The sequence below is a fragment of the Actinomadura sp. 7K534 genome (assembly GCF_004348575.1).
Classification (GTDB): domain Bacteria; phylum Actinomycetota; class Actinomycetes; order Streptosporangiales; family Streptosporangiaceae; genus Spirillospora; species Spirillospora livida.
In genome coordinates, this window is sequence record NZ_SMKB01000180.1 from 1 (window position 1) to 14,783 (window position 14,783).

Below are 14,783 nucleotides of genomic sequence, written 5' to 3' on the forward strand. Positions count from 1 at the left end.
GGTTCGTCGCTAGAGTGGGGGCGACTTGGCCGGTTGTGCCCGAATTGGGGCAAGGTCCAGGCGGAGGCGTGGCCATGGTTGACGACCTGTCGTTCGCGGCGGTTTTGGACGACCTGTGCCGGCGGCCCCCCGGCCGCCGGCGCCCGTTCTCCAACGTCGAGCTGGCGCGGGCGGTCACCGACCTCGGCGGCGACATCACCGACGGCTACATCTCGCACCTGCGCAAGGGCCACCGCGACAACCCGACCCTGCAGACGATCCAGGACCTGGCCGCCGCCCTCGACGTGTCCCCGGCCGCGTTCGTCGGCGGGCGCTGCGAGCGGGAGGGCGAGGAGTGCCCGCGCCGCACGTTCCCGGCCAAGCTGCGGCACCTGTTCGAGGCCGTCCACCCGCCCGCGCAGGGGCCGTACACGCCCGAGGACGCCGCCGCCGCGATCAGCGCGGACGGCCGGTACGGGTCGATCTCGGCCAGCCACATCCGGGAGCTGCTGCACCCGGCCGCGCTGCCCAACCCCCGGCTCAAGCACATGCTGGCGCTGGCCGGACACTTCGGCCTGACCGGCGACGACGGCGTCCCGCAGGCCGCGTACTTCCTCGACGACCGGCTCGCCGCCGCCATCGACGCGGAACTCGCCGACCTGAAGGCGCTGCGCGACGCCGGCGTGGTCGAGTTCGCGGCGCGGGTGGTCGAGCACGCCTCCACGTGGAGCCCAGAACTGCGCAGGCAGGCCGTCGAGGCGATCACGCAGGCGGTGGAGTCGGGGGAGACCCGCTGGGTGTTCCCGCTGGGACGGGAGTGACCGATGACCAGGCCGGCGCGCGGCACGAGCGGAGGCGGATCACGATGAACCGCATGACCAGGCGCGAGCGCGGCGAGCTCTGCGACGGGGTGATGGCGCGGTTCCGCGGACCGGGCGGGGCGACCCACCGGGAGCTGTGCCGCCGCACGGGCGAGGTGATGAGCGAGCTGCTCGGCGCGCGGGTCGAGCTGCGGTTCGTCGCGCTGCGCGACGCGCCGTTCAGCGGGGCCACCGTGCGGCTGGCCGACGGCGGGTACGTGGTGTTCTGCGCGAAGTCGCGGTCCTGGTACCACCGCTTAGGCATCCTGCTGCACGAGCTGGCGCACGTGGTGCTGCACCACCGGCTCGACTCCGCGTCCGGCGCCGAGGGCCTGCGCCGGCTCGCGCCGCACCTGCCGGGGCAGGCGGCCCGCATCGTCGCGGGACGCAGCGACCACGCCGTGGACGAGGAGCAGGAGGCCGAGGAACTGGCCGACCTCCTCCTGGAGCGGCTGACCGAACAGGGCGACCGGGCGGCCGAGCTGCCGTCGGCCGAGGCCACGCCGCACGTCCGGCGCATCGCCGAGGGGCTGGTCCACTACCCGGCCAAGGACGCCCGGCGGTGACCCGCCGTCATACTGCGCTGGAATAGCGGGCCAATTTATCCGTATTTGAGTTGAAGTAGTCCTTGCGTGCTGGCTACGCTCCGAAGCGGCGCTACTGCCACCACGAGAGGGCGGGTCTGCATGCTTCTTGAGTATGACCGGGCTCGGTGGCATGGCTCCCGCCGCCCGCTCGGGGGGCCCGCGCCGTGAGCCTGCACGCGGTCGGGAGCCGCCGGCGGGGGCTCGGCGGACACGTCGCCGACGTCCCCAACGTCGCCCGGATGCACAACTACCTCCTCGACGGCAAGGACCACTACGCGGTGGACCGGTCGGCCGTCCAGGACGCCCTGGAGTACGCGCCGGAGCTGTACAGGCTCGCCCGCGCCGAGCGGCTCTTCCTGCTGCGCGGCGTGCGGTGGCTGGCGGAGCGGGCGGACATCGACCAGTTCCTCGACCTCGGCTGCGGGATGCCGATCGGGCGGGCCGTCCATGAGAGCGCCGCCAGCGGCGCCGGGCGGGGGCGGCGCCCACGCGTCGTCTACGTCGACAACGACCCGGTGGTGGTGGCGCACGGGCGGGCGCTGCTGGACGAAGGCGACTCCGTGGTGACCGTTCCCGGGGACGTCCGCGACCCGGAGCGCCTGCTCACCGAGTCGCGGGTGGCCGACGTCCTGGACTTCCGGCGCCCGGTCGCCGTGCTCTGCAGCGCGGTCCTGCACCACCTCGATGACGGGCGGCCCCAGGAGGCCGTGGCCGCCCTCCGCGACGTGCTGGCCCCCGGCAGCGCGCTGCTCGTCAGCCACATGTGCGGCGACCACGCCGCACCGCACATCGCCGGCATGCTCCAGGAGGTGTACGCCACCGCCAGCGCGCCGCTGACCCTGCGCACCCGCGAGCAGATAGCCGGCCTCTTCGACGGCTTCGACCTGACGACACCCGAGGTGGCGGACGTCGCCCACTGGCCGGACGCCCGCCCCCGCGCCGGCCGCCGCACGATCACGTCCTACGGCGGCATCGCCAGGCGCCCCTGCGCCTAGGGACGGGGCGGAAGCGCCCGCCGGAGCGCCTCCTTGTCGACCTTGCCGGTGGGCAGCAGCGGGAGCCCGTCGACGATCTCGAAGTGCTTGGGGACCTTGTGGGCGGCCAGCCGGGTGCGGCAGTGGCGGTCCAGGTCGTCCGGGCCGGTCCCGGCGCCCGGACGGGTCATGACGAACGCGGCACCGACCTCGTGGAACACCGGGTCGGGCATGGCGACCACGGCCGCCGCGGCGACGTCCGGATGCGCCTCCAGGGCCAGCTCGATCTCGCGGGGATAGACGTTGTAGCCGCCCGACTTGAACATCTCCTTCAGGCGGCCGACCAGCGTCAGGGTGCCGTCCGGGCGTTCCACGGCCACGTCGCCGGTGCGCAGGAACCCGTCGGGCGTGAAGGCCGCGGCGGTCGCGTCCGGCGCGCCGAGGTAGCCGCTCATCAGGCACGGGTTGCGCAGCTGGATCTCGCCGGGCGTGCCGGGCGCCGCCGGCGTCCCGTCCGCGCCGGCGAGCCGCAGTTCGAGCCGGGGGTCGGGGCGGCCGATCGTGGTGGCGAGCGTCTCGTCGTCGGCGTCCGGGTCGTTGTAGGCCACCGCGACGCAGCTCTCGGTCAGCCCGTACACGGAGGTGAGGCGCGCACCCGTCGCCCGCAGCGGCGGCACCAGCTCGCGGGGCAGCGGCGCGCCGCCCCACGCGACGTACACCAGCGACGACAGGTCCGCCTCGGCGAACTCCGGCTGCGCCATCACCATCTGGAACATGGTGGGGATCTGGCCCCACATGGTGACCCGCGCGCGTTCGATGGCCGCCGGGATCGCGGCCGGGTCGAAGTCCTCCACGAAGCAGACGGCGCCGCCCATGGCCAGCGGGACCGAAACGACGTCCATGACCCCGCCCACATGGCTGACCGGGAGGTTGGCCAAGGCCGCGGCGGGCGAGTGGTACAGGCGCGTCGCCTGGAGGCGGCACCCCTCGGCGAACGCTCGGTGGCTGATGACGGCGCCCTTGGGACGGCCCGTCGTCCCGGACGTGTAGATGACCAGCCCGGGGTCGTCATCCGAGCCTTCCGGCGAGGACTGGCCTGAGGACTCGCCGGTTGGCCCGCCCGCGCGGGCGATGAACTCCTCGAACGGCACCGCGCCCGGGAACGCGCCCGTCAGCGCCACCGTCTCCCGGACCGAGTCGGCCGCGTCCCGCAGCGCGGCCATGTCCGCCGCGTACGAGCGGCCGTCGTGCTCGGCGAGCGAGACGAGCAGCACCGGTTCGCTGTCGGTCACCACGTGCAGCAGCTCGTCGCGCGTGTACCGGGGGTTGAGCCCGACCCACACCGCGCCGATCCGGGAGAGGGCGAGGAACAGGGTGAGGAACTCCGGGCGCGGGGTCGTCAGCACGGCCACCCGGTCGCCGTGCCGCACCCCCGAGGCGCGCAGCGCGGCGGCGCAGCGGGCCACGTCGTCCGCGGCGCGCCGGTAGGTCCGCGGGGCGCGTCCGGTGCCGTCGAGCTCGTCCAGCGGCGCGTCGGGGGTCCGGGACGCCCAATGATCGAGGTAGTCGGCCACCCTGCCCGCCCGCGGCACGACCTCCTCGCCGGGCAGTTCGGGCATCGCCGGTCCTTCCTCCTCCGGGGCGACGAACAGCGAGATCCAGTCGGCGACCATCGCGGGGGTGTCGGCGTCCTCGACCTCCAGGACGTTGCGGGTGAGCACGCGCACCCGGCCCGGCTCCTTCTCGCGGGCCTCGACCAGCCGGGCACGGAGCCGCACGCGCTCCCCGGCCAGCACCGGGCGGAGGAACCGCACCTTGTCGACGCCGTAGTTCAGCCCGTAGGCGCCCCGCAGATCGAGGTCCAGCTCCCGCTTGTGGAAGGCGACGAGCAGCGACAGCAGCAGGAACCCGGAGATGAGCCGGTCGCCGTACGGGTCGCCGTTCGCCGGCGGCGCGCCGAGGAAGTCCTCGCGCAGGAAGGAGGCGTCGGCGAAGGCCCGCTCGTCGCCGGCGCCGAGCCGCACCCAGTCCGAGCAGAACAGTTCCTTCCCGGTGAGCTCGTGCAGGTCACCGAGCGTGCGAGCCATCTGCGTCCCCCGTTCGGGGCGGTGTCAGGACATCGGCGGGCGTCGCGTCCGCGGTGTCGGGGTGCGACGCGCCGATCCTGGCATAGCGGTCAGGGTCGGTGCCACGCAGCCGCAGCGCGTACAGCGCGGCGCCCGCCGCGAGCAGCATCGCCAGGTACGGCAGCGTGTTGATCGCCACGGCGTCGCTGTGCGCCAGCGTGCCGAAGTTCGCCAGCAGCAGGACGGTCGCGGTGACCAGCCCGGCGCATCCGGCGAGGGGGAGGACGAGCGTGCGCAGGAGCCGCGGGTCGCGGCGGCGGCGGAAGTAGACCACGCAGGCCACCGCGGTCAGCATCTGCAGCAGCACGATGCCCAGCGTCGACAGCCCGCTCATCACGGTGACGAGGTTGCGGTACGGGTCCAGCCCGGCGACCGCGAACGCGGCCACGACCACCAGCGTGAACCCGGACTGCGCGACGCTCGCCGCGTACGGGGAGCGGTGCCGCGGGTGGACGCGGCCCAGCCGGGTGAAGACCAGCCCGTCGCGCCCCAGCGAGTACAGGTAGCGGCCGGCCGCGTTGTGGGCGGCCAGCAGCGAGGCGAAGATGCTGGTGATGACCAGGAGCCCGAACAGCGCCTCGGCGGTCGTGCCGAGAAGGTCCGAGGTCAGGTTGAGCATGAGCTCGCCCTCCTGGTCGTCGGCGACCTCGCGGGCCCGGTCCGCGCCCAGCGCGCCGACCGTCAGCCAGCTCGTCAGTGTGTAGAACACCCCGATCACCAGCACGGCCGCGTAGGTGGCCCGCGGCACCGCGCGCTCCGGGTCGCGGCTCTCCTCGGCGTAGATCGCGGCCGCCTCGTACCCGACGAAGGAGCCGAACGCGAACATGAACGCCACGCCCGGCGCCCCGGACAGCACCGTCGCCGGGTCGAACGACGCGGCGGGGAAGGCGGCCGTCCCCCGGTCGGCCAGGATCGCCAGGTCGACGGCGAGCAGCATCCCGATCTCACAGGTCAGCAGCACGGCCAGCACCCTGGCCGACAGGTCGACGGCGCGGAACCCCAGCACCGCCATGATCGCGATGCCCGCCGCGCTGTAGAGCCACCAGGGTCCGGGCGCGCCGCCCTCGATGGTCAGGAAGTAGCCGATGCCCCCGGCGAGCGCCGCGACGAGGCCGTTGTAGCCGAGCAGCGCGAGCACCGCGCCCGCGGCGGCCGGCGGCCGGCCCAGCCCGCGGGCGACGTAGGCGTAGAAGCCGCCGCCGCCCGTGATCGTCCGGGCCATCGCCGCGTACCCCGCCGAGAAGCACAGCAGGGTGAGCGTGGCGACGAGGTAGGCGCCGGGCACCCCGGCCCCGTTCCCCACGCCCATCGACAGCGGCACCGTGCCCGCCATCGCCACCAGCGGCGCCGCGGCGGCGACCACCAGGAAGACGATCTTGGTGGTGCCCAGCGTGCGGCCGAGCCCCACCGGCTCATCGATATCGGCTGCCATGCGCCCCCATTTCCGGACCCCCGTCTCACCTAGCACTCAGATTCTTCACATCTGCGACAAACCGGCAAGGCGTTCGGGCGCACGGCCGGCCGGGAAATCGATCACATCTTGTTCTCCGTCCCGCTGGCGCTCCGGGCGCGGAACGTGAATGTTGGGAACCCCCTGCCGAGGAGAATCCAGGGTGATCATGAACATCGCCTTCCCCGTGTGCGGCCTCATGCTCACGATCGTCTTCCTCTACAAGCTGCGCTACCTGCGGCAACGCTGGAGCAGCGCCCGGGTGTGGGCACTGTGCGCCACCGTGTTCTGCTTCGCCGTCACCATGTGGTCCGCATTTCCGGCCAGCGTTAAGGTCATTAATCGCGCCACCGGAATTCCGAACGTCGCGGAACTGGTGGCCGCGGTCGGACTGGCCGCGCTCGGCGGGCTGTTCCTCGTCCTCGCGCTGCTGTGGCGCTACTCGACGGCGCGGGCGTGGCCGCGGATCCGCTGGGTGGTCCCGGCCTATTCCCTCGTGATCGCCAGCATGGTCGTGCTGTTCGCGCTGTCGGACGTGCCGGAGGAGCGGCCCGTCGACTTCACGTTCCACTACGCCGGGCAGCCGACCATCGCCGCCATGTACACGATCTACTACGCGGCCACGGTCACCGGCTCGACGATCCTGACCCGCTGGTGCCTCACCTGGGCGCGGCAGCCCGACTACGCCGACCTGCCCTACCTGCGCCGGGGCCTGCGGCTCTACGGCGGCGCCAGCCTCGTCCTGGTCGTCTACGCGCTGCTGCGCCTGCTGACGATGGCCGCGAACTGGCTGGGCTCGTCCGCGCTGGACCCGATGGGCAACCTGGTGCCGGTCATCGCGTCGCTGACCGGCTGCTTCCTGCTGACCGCCGCCCTGGTGATCCCCGTCTGGGGGCCGCGCTGGTCCGCCGCCCGCCGCGCCCTCGGCCTGTGGTCGGCGTACTGGACGCTGCGGCCGCTGCACCGCGACCTGCGCGACGTCAACCCGAACGCCGTGTTCGTCGCGCCAGGCAGGCGGCTGGACGTCCAGCACCGGATCCGCCGGACGCTGATCGAGCTGAGCGACTGGCGGTGGACGCTGAGCCCGCTGTTCGACCCCGCCGTCCAGGAGGACGCCTGCCGGCTGGGCGAGCGCCAGGGGCTCGCCGGGGAGCGCCTCACCACCACGGTCGAGGCCGCCCAGATCAAGGCCGCGCTGCACGCCTGGCGGGACGGCGTCCGCGCCGGCGACGCCACCGCCGCCGACCGGTACGGCGACGAGCGCGACGGCACCGACCTGCACTGCGAGCTCGCCTGGTGGCGCGAGGTGGCCGCCGCCTACCGGTCCGCCGCGGTGGCCGGGGTGCTCGCGCGGACCCGCCGGCCGGCCACCGCCCCGCCCTCCTGACGCACCCTGACGCCTTCCTGCTGCACCGCGGCGGAGCACGGTAATCGCACGTCAACGCCACTGCGTGCATGGAATGTCCGGAATGGGGCACATGGCTGCCCGTCCGGTGCGGAGAGGAGCGACATGAGGCTGCTGGGACGTTTCAAGCGGCGGGGGACGAGGCACGCCGTGAAGCCGGCGCGGACGGGACGCCGTGTACCGACCTTCCGGGAGATGCACGCCCGGATGCGGACCGAGCGCGCCGAGGCGGATCTCATGGCGACCGAGGCGCGCATCCACCAGGAGGCGGAGCGCTACCGCCGGAGCATGCGCCGCGCCGGCTGACGGCGGGCGGCGGTGCAGACACACCCGTCCGAGCATCCGGAGGAGGACCCGATGGGGCTGTTCGACAAGCTGAAGAACAGGACGCAGCGCGGCAAGGGGCGCGCCAAGGAGGCCGCGGGGCGCGAGTCGCGCGATCCGTACCTGGAGGCCGAGGGCCGCAAGGACCGCATGGCGGGCGGCGCCAAGCAGGTCGGCGAGAAGGCCAAGGACGCGGTCCGCGAGGTTCGGCGCTCCGGCAGGCGGTGACGGATCCCGCTGCCGGGATCCGGCTGAGGCTTCGCCCGGAGAAGCGGTCAGAAAGTGGCCGCTTCTCCGGGCATCGTTGGTTCCGGCCTGATCACGAGGAACCAGGGAGCCGACCATGCCCGTCCTGGACGACCGGGCGCTCAACCGCGCCGCGCTCGCCCGGCAACTGCTGCTCGAACGCTCGGACCTGCCGGCGTCCGACGCCGTCGCGCACCTCTGCGGCCTGCAGGCGCAGGAGCCGCAGGAGCCGTTCGTCGGGCTCTGGTCCCGGCTCCGCGCGTTCGACCCGGCGGAGCTGTCCGGCCTGCTGACCGGGCGGCGCGTGGTGCGCACGCACCTCATGCGCCGCACCGTCCACCTCGTCACCGCCGGCGACGTCCTCGCGTGGCGGGCGCGGCACACCGCCATGCTGCGCCAGAAGGCACTCGGGGTCTACCGCCGCGACCTCGACGGCGTCGACCTGGACGAACTCGCCGCGGCGGGCCTGGCGGCGCTGGGCGACGGCCGCCCCCGCACGATGACCGAGATGGTCGACGCGGTCGCCGGGCGCTGGCCGGACGTGCCGCGCCGGGCCCTGGGCGAGATGCTCGTCTCCTCGCTCCCCACGGCGCAGGCGCCGCCGCGCGGGGTGTGGCGGGAGAAGGCGGGCGTCCGCAACGTCCTGCTGTCGTCCTGGCTCGGCCGGGAGATCGACCCGCTGCCCGAGGACGACACGGACCCGGTCGGCCAGGCGATGGTGCGGCGCTACCTCGCCGCGTACGGCCCCGCCGCCACGGCCGACCTGCGCGCCTGGTGCGGGCTCGCCGGGCTGCGGGCCGCGGTCGCCGCCGTGCGCGGGGAACTGGTCGCCTTCCGGGACGAGCGGGGCCGCGAGCTGCTCGACCTCCCCGACGCTCCGCGCCCCGACCCGGACACGCCCGCCCCCGTACGGTTCCTCCCCGCGTTCGACAACGCGATCCTCGGTTACAACGACCGCAGCCGCATCATCGACGACGCCCATCGCGGGATCTCCGTCGCCGGTGAACGCGCCGTCCTGGTCGACGGCCGGGTCGCCGCCACCTGGACCGTCGAAGCGGACACCGTCGTGGTCAGCCCCCTGAACCACATCGCCGAGACCGACCGGCACGCCGTCGAGGAGGAGGGCGCCCGGCTGGCCTCGCTCCTCACCGGCGGGGACCGGGTGGAGATCATCAAGTCGCCGGAGCGGTAACCCGTTCAAGGTCATCGAGCGTCACATCTGAGAAACGAGCTTCACCGCAAAGCCCCGCAGGGAAGGCGTTCATGACCAGATCTCGAAAGATCATGGGAGTGGTGGCGGCGGCCGCGCTCATCGTCCCGGTGCAGGCCGGGACGGCCGGTGCGGCCGCGGACTGCGACCTCGCGGCGGCGGTGGGCGACCCCGCCGCGACCGTGGACGGGAAGACCGGCGCCGGTGCGGTCCACGTCCGGTGCGGCGACCGGTGGCTGACCCTGACGCAGGGCGCCGCCGGCATCGGCGACGAGCCCGAGGCGGGCGACGCGTTCGGCGCGGCGGTCGCCGTGGCCGACGTCAACGGGAACGGCGCCAAGGACCTGATCGTCGGCGCGCCCGGAGAGAACGCGGGCGGCGGCCTGGCGCACGTGGTCTTCGATCCGGGCCGGGACGCGCGGCCCGCGCCGCTCACGCTGGGCCAGGGCGCCGGCGGAGCGGGCGACAGGACCGAGGCGGGCGACGGCTTCGGCACGGCCGTGAGCGGGATGCGCGGCACGGTGCTCGTCGGCGCCCCCGGCGAGGACCTGGGAGACGGCGAGAGCAAGACGGACGCGGGCCTCGTCCACGTCCTGGCGGTCTACAACGGCGAGGTCGAGGGCGTCACGCTGCTGCACCAGGACGTCCAGGACTTCGCCGGCACCGTGGAGGCAGGCGACCGCTTCGGCGCGTCGCTGGCGGCCGGGGACTTCGACAAGCCGACCGCGGTGATCGGGGTGCCCGGCGAGGACGTCGGCACCGAGAAGGACGCCGGGATGGTCCACATCGTCGAGGACCCGCAGGCCGCGATCGAGTCGGCCGGGATCGGCCAGGACTCCGCCGGCATCAGCGGCGCGTCCGAGGCGGGCGACCGGTTCGGCGCGAGCGTCTCCGCCGCCTGGCATCCGGCCCTGCCGGTGCGCGTGGCCGTCGGGGTGCCCGGGGAGGACATCGGCGACGCGTCCGACGCCGGGATGGTGACCGTCCTCGGCTACGACGGCAGGCAGGTCAGCGAGGTGCTGGCCGTGCACCAGGGCGTCGCCGGGGTTCCGGGGGCCAACGAGTCCGGCGACGGGTTCGGCACCGGCGTGGCCGCCGGCGTCGTCGAGTCGGCCTCGGCGCCCCCGGAGGTGTCGGTGGCGATCGGCTCGCCCGGCGAGGACGTGGGCGGCCTGGCCGACGCGGGCCGGGTGCACGGGGTGCAGGTCGGGTCCGCCCCGCGGGTGGACGGCACCGTCAGCCAGGGCACCGACGGGTTCGGCGGCAAGCCGCTGGCCGGAGCGCGGTTCGGCGCCGCGCTGGCGTTCGGGCCCGGCGCCGCGGGCATCGTGGTCGGCGCTCCCGGGCACGACGGCAAGGGCGCCGCGCACGCGACGCCCTGGCGGGCGCTGTTCGGCACGCCGGTGGTGGCGGACAACTGGTTCGCCGGCCAGGGCGGCGTGCCTGCGGGCAGCCGGTTCGGAACGAGCGTGGCAGGGAACACGGCCGGGTGACCTCGGCCTGATCCGCGATGGAGGACGGACCGCCGCCCCACGGGCGGCGGTCCGTTCCCGTCCGCGGCCGGATCTCCGCGAGATCGCTATTGCCGCGGTACGTGGCCGACTCTAGGGTGGACAGGTGTCCAGTCAGGTGCACAGCCTCCGTGCGGCACCGCCCCGGCCCGCGCGCCCCACCCGTCCAGCAGGAGCACCATGGCCATCCGCGTACTCCACGTGGCGACCGGCAACGTCGGCCGCATCGCCCTGTCCCAGCTGATCGAGGATCCCCGCTTCGACCTGGCCGGGCTCGTCGTATCGAACCCCGGCAAGATCGGCCGGGACGCGGGTGAGCTCGCGGGCCTCGACGTGGTCACGGGCGTGCAGGCCACCGGCGACCTGGAGGCGGCGCTGGCAGCGCGGCCCGAGTGCACGGTGTACTGCGCGCTCGGCGAGATCCGGCTGACCAAGGCCCTCGGCGACATCCGGACGATCCTCGCCTCGGGCAGCAACGTCGTCGCCTCCTCACCGGTGCCCCTGATCTACCCGTGGGGCGTCCTGCCGGACGGCATGATCGACCCGGTCGAGGACGCCTGCCGGGCGGGCGGGACGAGCCTCTTCGTCACCGGAGTGGACCCCGGGTGGGCCAATGACCTGCTGCCCTTCGCGATCGCGAGCACCTGCCAGCGGGTGGAGCGGGTGCGCTGCCTGGAGATCGCCGACTACGCGAGCTACGACGGAAGCCCGGTCATCCTCGACTTCATGGGCTTCGGCCGGCCGGTGGGGGAGCTGCCGAAGATGTTCCGGCCGGGCATGCTCGCGGCGTCCTGGGGCGTCAGCCTCCGGATGCTGGCCCGCGGCTTCGGCTTCGAACTGGACGAGATCACCGAGTGGTTCGAGCAGGAGCCGGCGCCGGAGGCGTTCGACGTCGCCGCCGGGCACATCCCCGCGGGCGGGGTGGCGGCCGTGCGGTTCCAGATCCGCGGCGTCGTCGGCGGCAAGGAGGTCCTCGTCATCGACCACACGAACCGGCTCCGCGGCGACCTGCGCCCCGACTGGCCGCAGCCCGCGCAGGACGGCGGCTCCTACCGCGTCGAGATCGACGGCGAGCCCTCGTACCGCGTGGACGTCTGCCCGTCCAGCGCCCGCGGAGACCACAACTACTCCGCGATCGCCTCGGGCGCCGGGCGGATCGTCAACGCGATCCCCGACGTCGTCGCGGCGCCGCCGGGGCTCCGGACCCCGCTCGACCTGCCGTTCAACACCGCCCGCGGCGTCTTCGCGACGACCCTGCCCCGCTGAGAACGCCTGACCGCCGAGAACGAGCCGCCGAGAACGAGCCGCTGAGAACGAGCCGCTGAGAACGAGCCGCTGAGAACGAGGAGGACCGGGACGATGGGACGTGTGGCCGGGAAGGTCGCCCTGATCAGCGGCGGCGCGCGAGGCATCGGAGCGGCCGCCGCCCGCGCGCTCGTCGCCGAGGGCGCCGAGGTCGTGATCGGCGACATCCTCGACGAGGAGGGCGCGGCCGTCGCGGATGAGCTGGGCGCCGCCGCCCGCTACGTGCACCTGGACGTGACCCGCGCCGAGGACTGGACGGCCGCCGTCGAGACCGCCGTCCGCGAGTTCGGCCGCCTCAACGTGCTCTTCAACAACGCCGGGATCGTCAACGGCGGCGCCATCGGCCGCTTCAAGGAGGCGAAGTGGCGGGAGATCATCGACGTTAACCTCACCGGTCCCTTCCTCGGCATCCGCGCGGCCACCGACGCGCTGATCGCCGCCGGCGGCGGCTCGGTCATCAACAACTCGTCCATCGAGGGGCTGCGCGGCACCTCCGGCGTGCACGGCTACGTAGCCTCGAAGTGGGGCCTGCGCGGCCTGACCAAGTCGGTCGCCATCGAGCTAGCCCCGCACGGCGTCCGGGTGAACTCGTTGCACCCCGGCCTGATCCGGACACCGATCACCGAGGGCATCCCCGACGACATGATCCCGATCCCGCTGGGCCGTCCCGGGCAGCCGGAGGAGGTCGCCGCGTTCGTGGTCTTCCTGGCCAGTGACGAGTCCTCGTACGCCACGGGAACCGAGTTCACGATGGACGGCGGAGCCGTCAACCAGATCCCGCACAAGGGCTGACCGGCGCACCTTCCGCGTTGGTAGAACCTGTTCTACTATTGCCGGAACGCTGACTGGACAGGTGTCCGGAGGGAGTGAGCGAGCCGATGCTCCTGATCGAGGACGCCGACCGCGTCCGGACGTTGACGCTCGACCGCCCGGAGGCCCTCAACGCGTTCAACGAGGCCCTCTACGACGCGCTCACGGACGCGCTCCAGGAGGCCGCCGAGGACCCCTCGGTCGCGGTGGTGCTGCTGACCGGCGCCGGCCGTGCGTTCAGCGCCGGAACCGACCTGCTGGAGATGGGCGAGCGCATCGCGAACCCGGACTTCAAGCCCGGCCGGCACGGGTTCCTCGGCCTCGTCGACGCGCTGCGGGACTTCGACAAACCGCTGATCCTCGCGATCAACGGGCTCGGCCTCGGCATCGGGCTGACCATCATCGGCTTCGCGGACCTCGTGTTCATGTCGAGCGACGCGCGGCTCAAGACGCCCTTCACCAGCCTGGGAGTCGCGCCGGAGGCCGCGTCGAGCTACCTGCTGCCGCTCCTGATCGGCCGGCAGAACGCCGCCTGGGTCCTGCTCTCCGCCGAGTGGATCTCGGCGGCCGAGGCCAAGGAGATGGGACTGGTCCGGCGGGTCTGCGAGCCCGGCGACCTGATGGCGGAGGCCCGGCGTGCCGCGGCCACGCTGGCGAGCCGCCCGATTTCCAGCCTGCGCGAGGTCAAGCGCGACATGACCGCCCCCCTGCGCGAGGAGATACGGCGGGCGCGGGAGCGGGAGAACGACGGTTTCGTCCGCCTCATGGGCGGCCCCGCCAACGCCGAGGCGCTGGCGGCGTTCGCGGAGGGCCGCGAGCCCGACTTCACATCGCTGCCGCCGGGCTGGTGACGCTCGGCGGGGACAGGAGGCTGTCGTGGACGCACCGACCACGACCCGGGACGAGCAACCGGTCAACGACACGATCAACCTGGTCAGCGGCGCGTTCTGGGGCCGCGACCCGCACGCCGAGCTCCGCTGGATAAGGGAGAACGCGCCCGTCTACTGGGACCCGCACGGCGAGGTATGGGGCGTGTCCACCTACGCGGCGGTCAAGTATGTCTCCCGGCACCCCGAGCAGTTCTGCAGCAACCGGGGCATCCGCCCCGACGCGGACCCGCTGCCGATGATGATCGACATGGACGACCCCGAGCACAAGCTGCGCCGCAAGCTGGTCAGCGCGGGCTTCACCCCGCGGCGGGTCGCCGGGCGCCGCGCGTACCTCGAACGGGTCTGCGACGAGATCATCGACGCGGTCTGCGAGCGCGGCGAGTGCGACTTCGTCGCCGACCTGGCCGCCCAGCTCCCGCTGATCGTGATCGGCGACGCCCTCGGCTTCGCGCCCGCGGACCGGCAGAGGCTGCTGGCCTGGTCCGACGACATGCTCCGGGCGCTGACCGGCGGCGACGACCCCGGCCTCCTCGTCCGCGCCACCGAGGCGTTCGAGGGCTTCAACGACTACGCCGCGGCCGTCGTGGCCGACCGCCGCCAGTGCCCCCGCGACGACCTCATCAGCGCCCTCACCCACGCGACCGTCGACGGCCACCGGCTCGACCACGACTCCCTGCTGCAGGAGTCCCTCCTCATCCTCATCGGCGGCGACGAGACCACGCGCCACGTCATCTCCGGCGGGATGTGGCAGCTGTTCCAGCACCCCGGCCAGCGCGACGCCCTGATCGCGGACCCGTCCGGGATCCCCGCCGCGGTGGAGGAGATGCTGCGCTGGGTGTCCCCGATCAAGAACATGGCCCGCACCGCCACCCGCGACACCGTCCTCGACGGTCGGCACATCGCCGCCGGCGACACGCTCCTGCTGCTGTACCCGTCCGCCAACCGGGACGCGAGCGTGTTCACCGACCCCGACGCCTTCGACGTCACCCGCCACCCCAACGACCACCTGGCCTTCGGCAACGGCCCGCACTTCTGCCTGGGCAACAGCCTGGCCCGCCTGGAACTCCAGGTGATGTTCACCAAACTCCTGACCCGCCTCCCCGACC

15 protein-coding genes are annotated in these 14,783 nt (G+C 73.5%); 12 read left to right on the top strand and 3 right to left on the bottom strand.

The features are described 5' to 3' along the window. Positions 1-68 precede the first annotated feature (68 nt). The 3 genes from E1266_RS27340 (at position 69) to E1266_RS27350 (ending at position 2,421) form a co-directional block, all read left to right on the top strand. A complete protein-coding gene (locus E1266_RS27340) occupies positions 69-800 on the top strand; it encodes a helix-turn-helix transcriptional regulator (protein ID WP_132051798.1) in 732 nt (243 codons plus the stop codon). Between the two features lie 53 nt (positions 801-853). Further along, positions 854-1,405 carry a hypothetical protein gene (locus tag E1266_RS27345; RefSeq protein ID WP_132051800.1) on the top strand — a complete coding sequence of 184 codons (552 nt, stop codon included), beginning with the start codon at positions 854-856 and terminating at the stop codon, positions 1,403-1,405. A 185-nt stretch (positions 1,406-1,590) separates the two neighbouring features. Further along, the gene (locus E1266_RS27350) at positions 1,591-2,421 is read left to right on the top strand and encodes an SAM-dependent methyltransferase (RefSeq protein WP_165966228.1); all 831 of its coding nucleotides are present in this window, start codon (positions 1,591-1,593) and stop codon (positions 2,419-2,421) included. On the opposite strand, the gene E1266_RS27355 is transcribed toward E1266_RS27350, so the two are convergent. From E1266_RS27355 to E1266_RS38255, 3 genes are read right to left on the bottom strand one after another with little or no spacing between them, the layout of a single operon-like run. Continuing rightward, positions 2,418-4,487 carry an AMP-binding protein gene (locus E1266_RS27355; RefSeq protein WP_132051804.1) on the bottom strand — a complete coding sequence of 690 codons (2,070 nt, stop codon included), beginning with the start codon at positions 4,485-4,487 and terminating at the stop codon, positions 2,418-2,420. The two genes, E1266_RS27350 and E1266_RS27355, sit on opposite strands and share 4 nt — an antisense overlap. After that, positions 4,468-5,958, bottom strand: coding sequence for an APC family permease (locus E1266_RS27360; protein ID WP_132051806.1), 1,491 nt, complete (start codon positions 5,956-5,958; stop codon positions 4,468-4,470). The genes E1266_RS27355 and E1266_RS27360 overlap by 20 nt, the downstream gene beginning before the upstream one ends. A 45-nt stretch (positions 5,959-6,003) precedes the next feature. Then, positions 6,004-6,147, bottom strand: coding sequence for a hypothetical protein (locus tag E1266_RS38255; RefSeq protein WP_165966229.1), 144 nt, complete (start codon positions 6,145-6,147; stop codon positions 6,004-6,006). Here E1266_RS38255 and E1266_RS27365 point away from each other — a divergent pair. The 9 genes from E1266_RS27365 to E1266_RS27405 all read left to right on the top strand — a co-directional run. Further along, on the top strand, positions 6,146-7,363 hold the full coding sequence (locus E1266_RS27365; protein WP_165966230.1) for an MAB_1171c family putative transporter: 1,218 nt from the start codon (positions 6,146-6,148) through the stop codon (positions 7,361-7,363). The genes E1266_RS38255 and E1266_RS27365 overlap by 2 nt on opposite strands. A 123-nt stretch (positions 7,364-7,486) precedes the next feature. Beyond that, positions 7,487-7,687: a hypothetical protein gene (locus E1266_RS27370; RefSeq protein WP_132051810.1), complete on the top strand. Its 201-nt coding sequence runs from the start codon at positions 7,487-7,489 to the stop codon at positions 7,685-7,687. Between the two features lie 51 nt (positions 7,688-7,738). Continuing rightward, positions 7,739-7,933 carry a CsbD family protein gene (locus tag E1266_RS27375; RefSeq protein WP_132051812.1) on the top strand — a complete coding sequence of 65 codons (195 nt, stop codon included), beginning with the start codon at positions 7,739-7,741 and terminating at the stop codon, positions 7,931-7,933. A 115-nt stretch (positions 7,934-8,048) separates the two neighbouring features. Further along, a complete protein-coding gene (locus E1266_RS27380) occupies positions 8,049-9,143 on the top strand; it encodes a winged helix DNA-binding domain-containing protein (RefSeq protein WP_132051814.1) in 1,095 nt (364 codons plus the stop codon). A 71-nt stretch (positions 9,144-9,214) separates the two neighbouring features. Then, positions 9,215-10,654: an FG-GAP repeat protein gene (locus E1266_RS27385; protein WP_132051816.1), complete on the top strand. Its 1,440-nt coding sequence runs from the start codon at positions 9,215-9,217 to the stop codon at positions 10,652-10,654. Between the two features lie 198 nt (positions 10,655-10,852). Next, positions 10,853-11,938: a diacylglycerol kinase gene (locus E1266_RS27390; RefSeq protein WP_132051818.1), complete on the top strand. Its 1,086-nt coding sequence runs from the start codon at positions 10,853-10,855 to the stop codon at positions 11,936-11,938. Between the two features lie 93 nt (positions 11,939-12,031). Then, complete coding sequence (locus E1266_RS27395) at positions 12,032-12,769, top strand: glucose 1-dehydrogenase (RefSeq protein ID WP_132051820.1); 738 nt, start codon at positions 12,032-12,034, stop codon at positions 12,767-12,769. Positions 12,770-12,843: 74 nt separating this feature from the next. Further along, positions 12,844-13,638, top strand: coding sequence for an enoyl-CoA hydratase-related protein (locus E1266_RS27400; RefSeq protein WP_243718939.1), 795 nt, complete (start codon positions 12,844-12,846; stop codon positions 13,636-13,638). 25 nt (positions 13,639-13,663) lie between these two features. Beyond that, on the top strand, positions 13,664-14,783 hold a 1,120-nt coding region (locus E1266_RS27405), incomplete at its 3' end, for a cytochrome P450 (protein WP_132051822.1).

Coding starts and splice junctions, on each gene's coding strand:
- E1266_RS27385 (WP_132051816.1), top strand. CDS start 9,215: ATGACCAGATCTCGAAAGATCATGGGAGTGGTGGCGGCGGCCGCGCTC.
- E1266_RS27380 (WP_132051814.1), top strand. CDS start 8,049: ATGCCCGTCCTGGACGACCGGGCGCTCAACCGCGCCGCGCTCGCCCGG.
- E1266_RS27360 (WP_132051806.1), bottom strand. CDS start 5,958: ATGGCAGCCGATATCGATGAGCCGGTGGGGCTCGGCCGCACGCTGGGC.
- E1266_RS27370 (WP_132051810.1), top strand. CDS start 7,487: ATGAGGCTGCTGGGACGTTTCAAGCGGCGGGGGACGAGGCACGCCGTG.
- E1266_RS27355 (WP_132051804.1), bottom strand. CDS start 4,487: ATGGCTCGCACGCTCGGTGACCTGCACGAGCTCACCGGGAAGGAACTG.
- E1266_RS27345 (WP_132051800.1), top strand. CDS start 854: ATGACCAGGCGCGAGCGCGGCGAGCTCTGCGACGGGGTGATGGCGCGG.
- E1266_RS27395 (WP_132051820.1), top strand. CDS start 12,032: ATGGGACGTGTGGCCGGGAAGGTCGCCCTGATCAGCGGCGGCGCGCGA.
- E1266_RS27390 (WP_132051818.1), top strand. CDS start 10,853: ATGGCCATCCGCGTACTCCACGTGGCGACCGGCAACGTCGGCCGCATC.
- E1266_RS27375 (WP_132051812.1), top strand. CDS start 7,739: ATGGGGCTGTTCGACAAGCTGAAGAACAGGACGCAGCGCGGCAAGGGG.
- E1266_RS27365 (WP_165966230.1), top strand. CDS start 6,146: ATGAACATCGCCTTCCCCGTGTGCGGCCTCATGCTCACGATCGTCTTC.
- E1266_RS38255 (WP_165966229.1), bottom strand. CDS start 6,147: ATGATCACCCTGGATTCTCCTCGGCAGGGGGTTCCCAACATTCACGTT.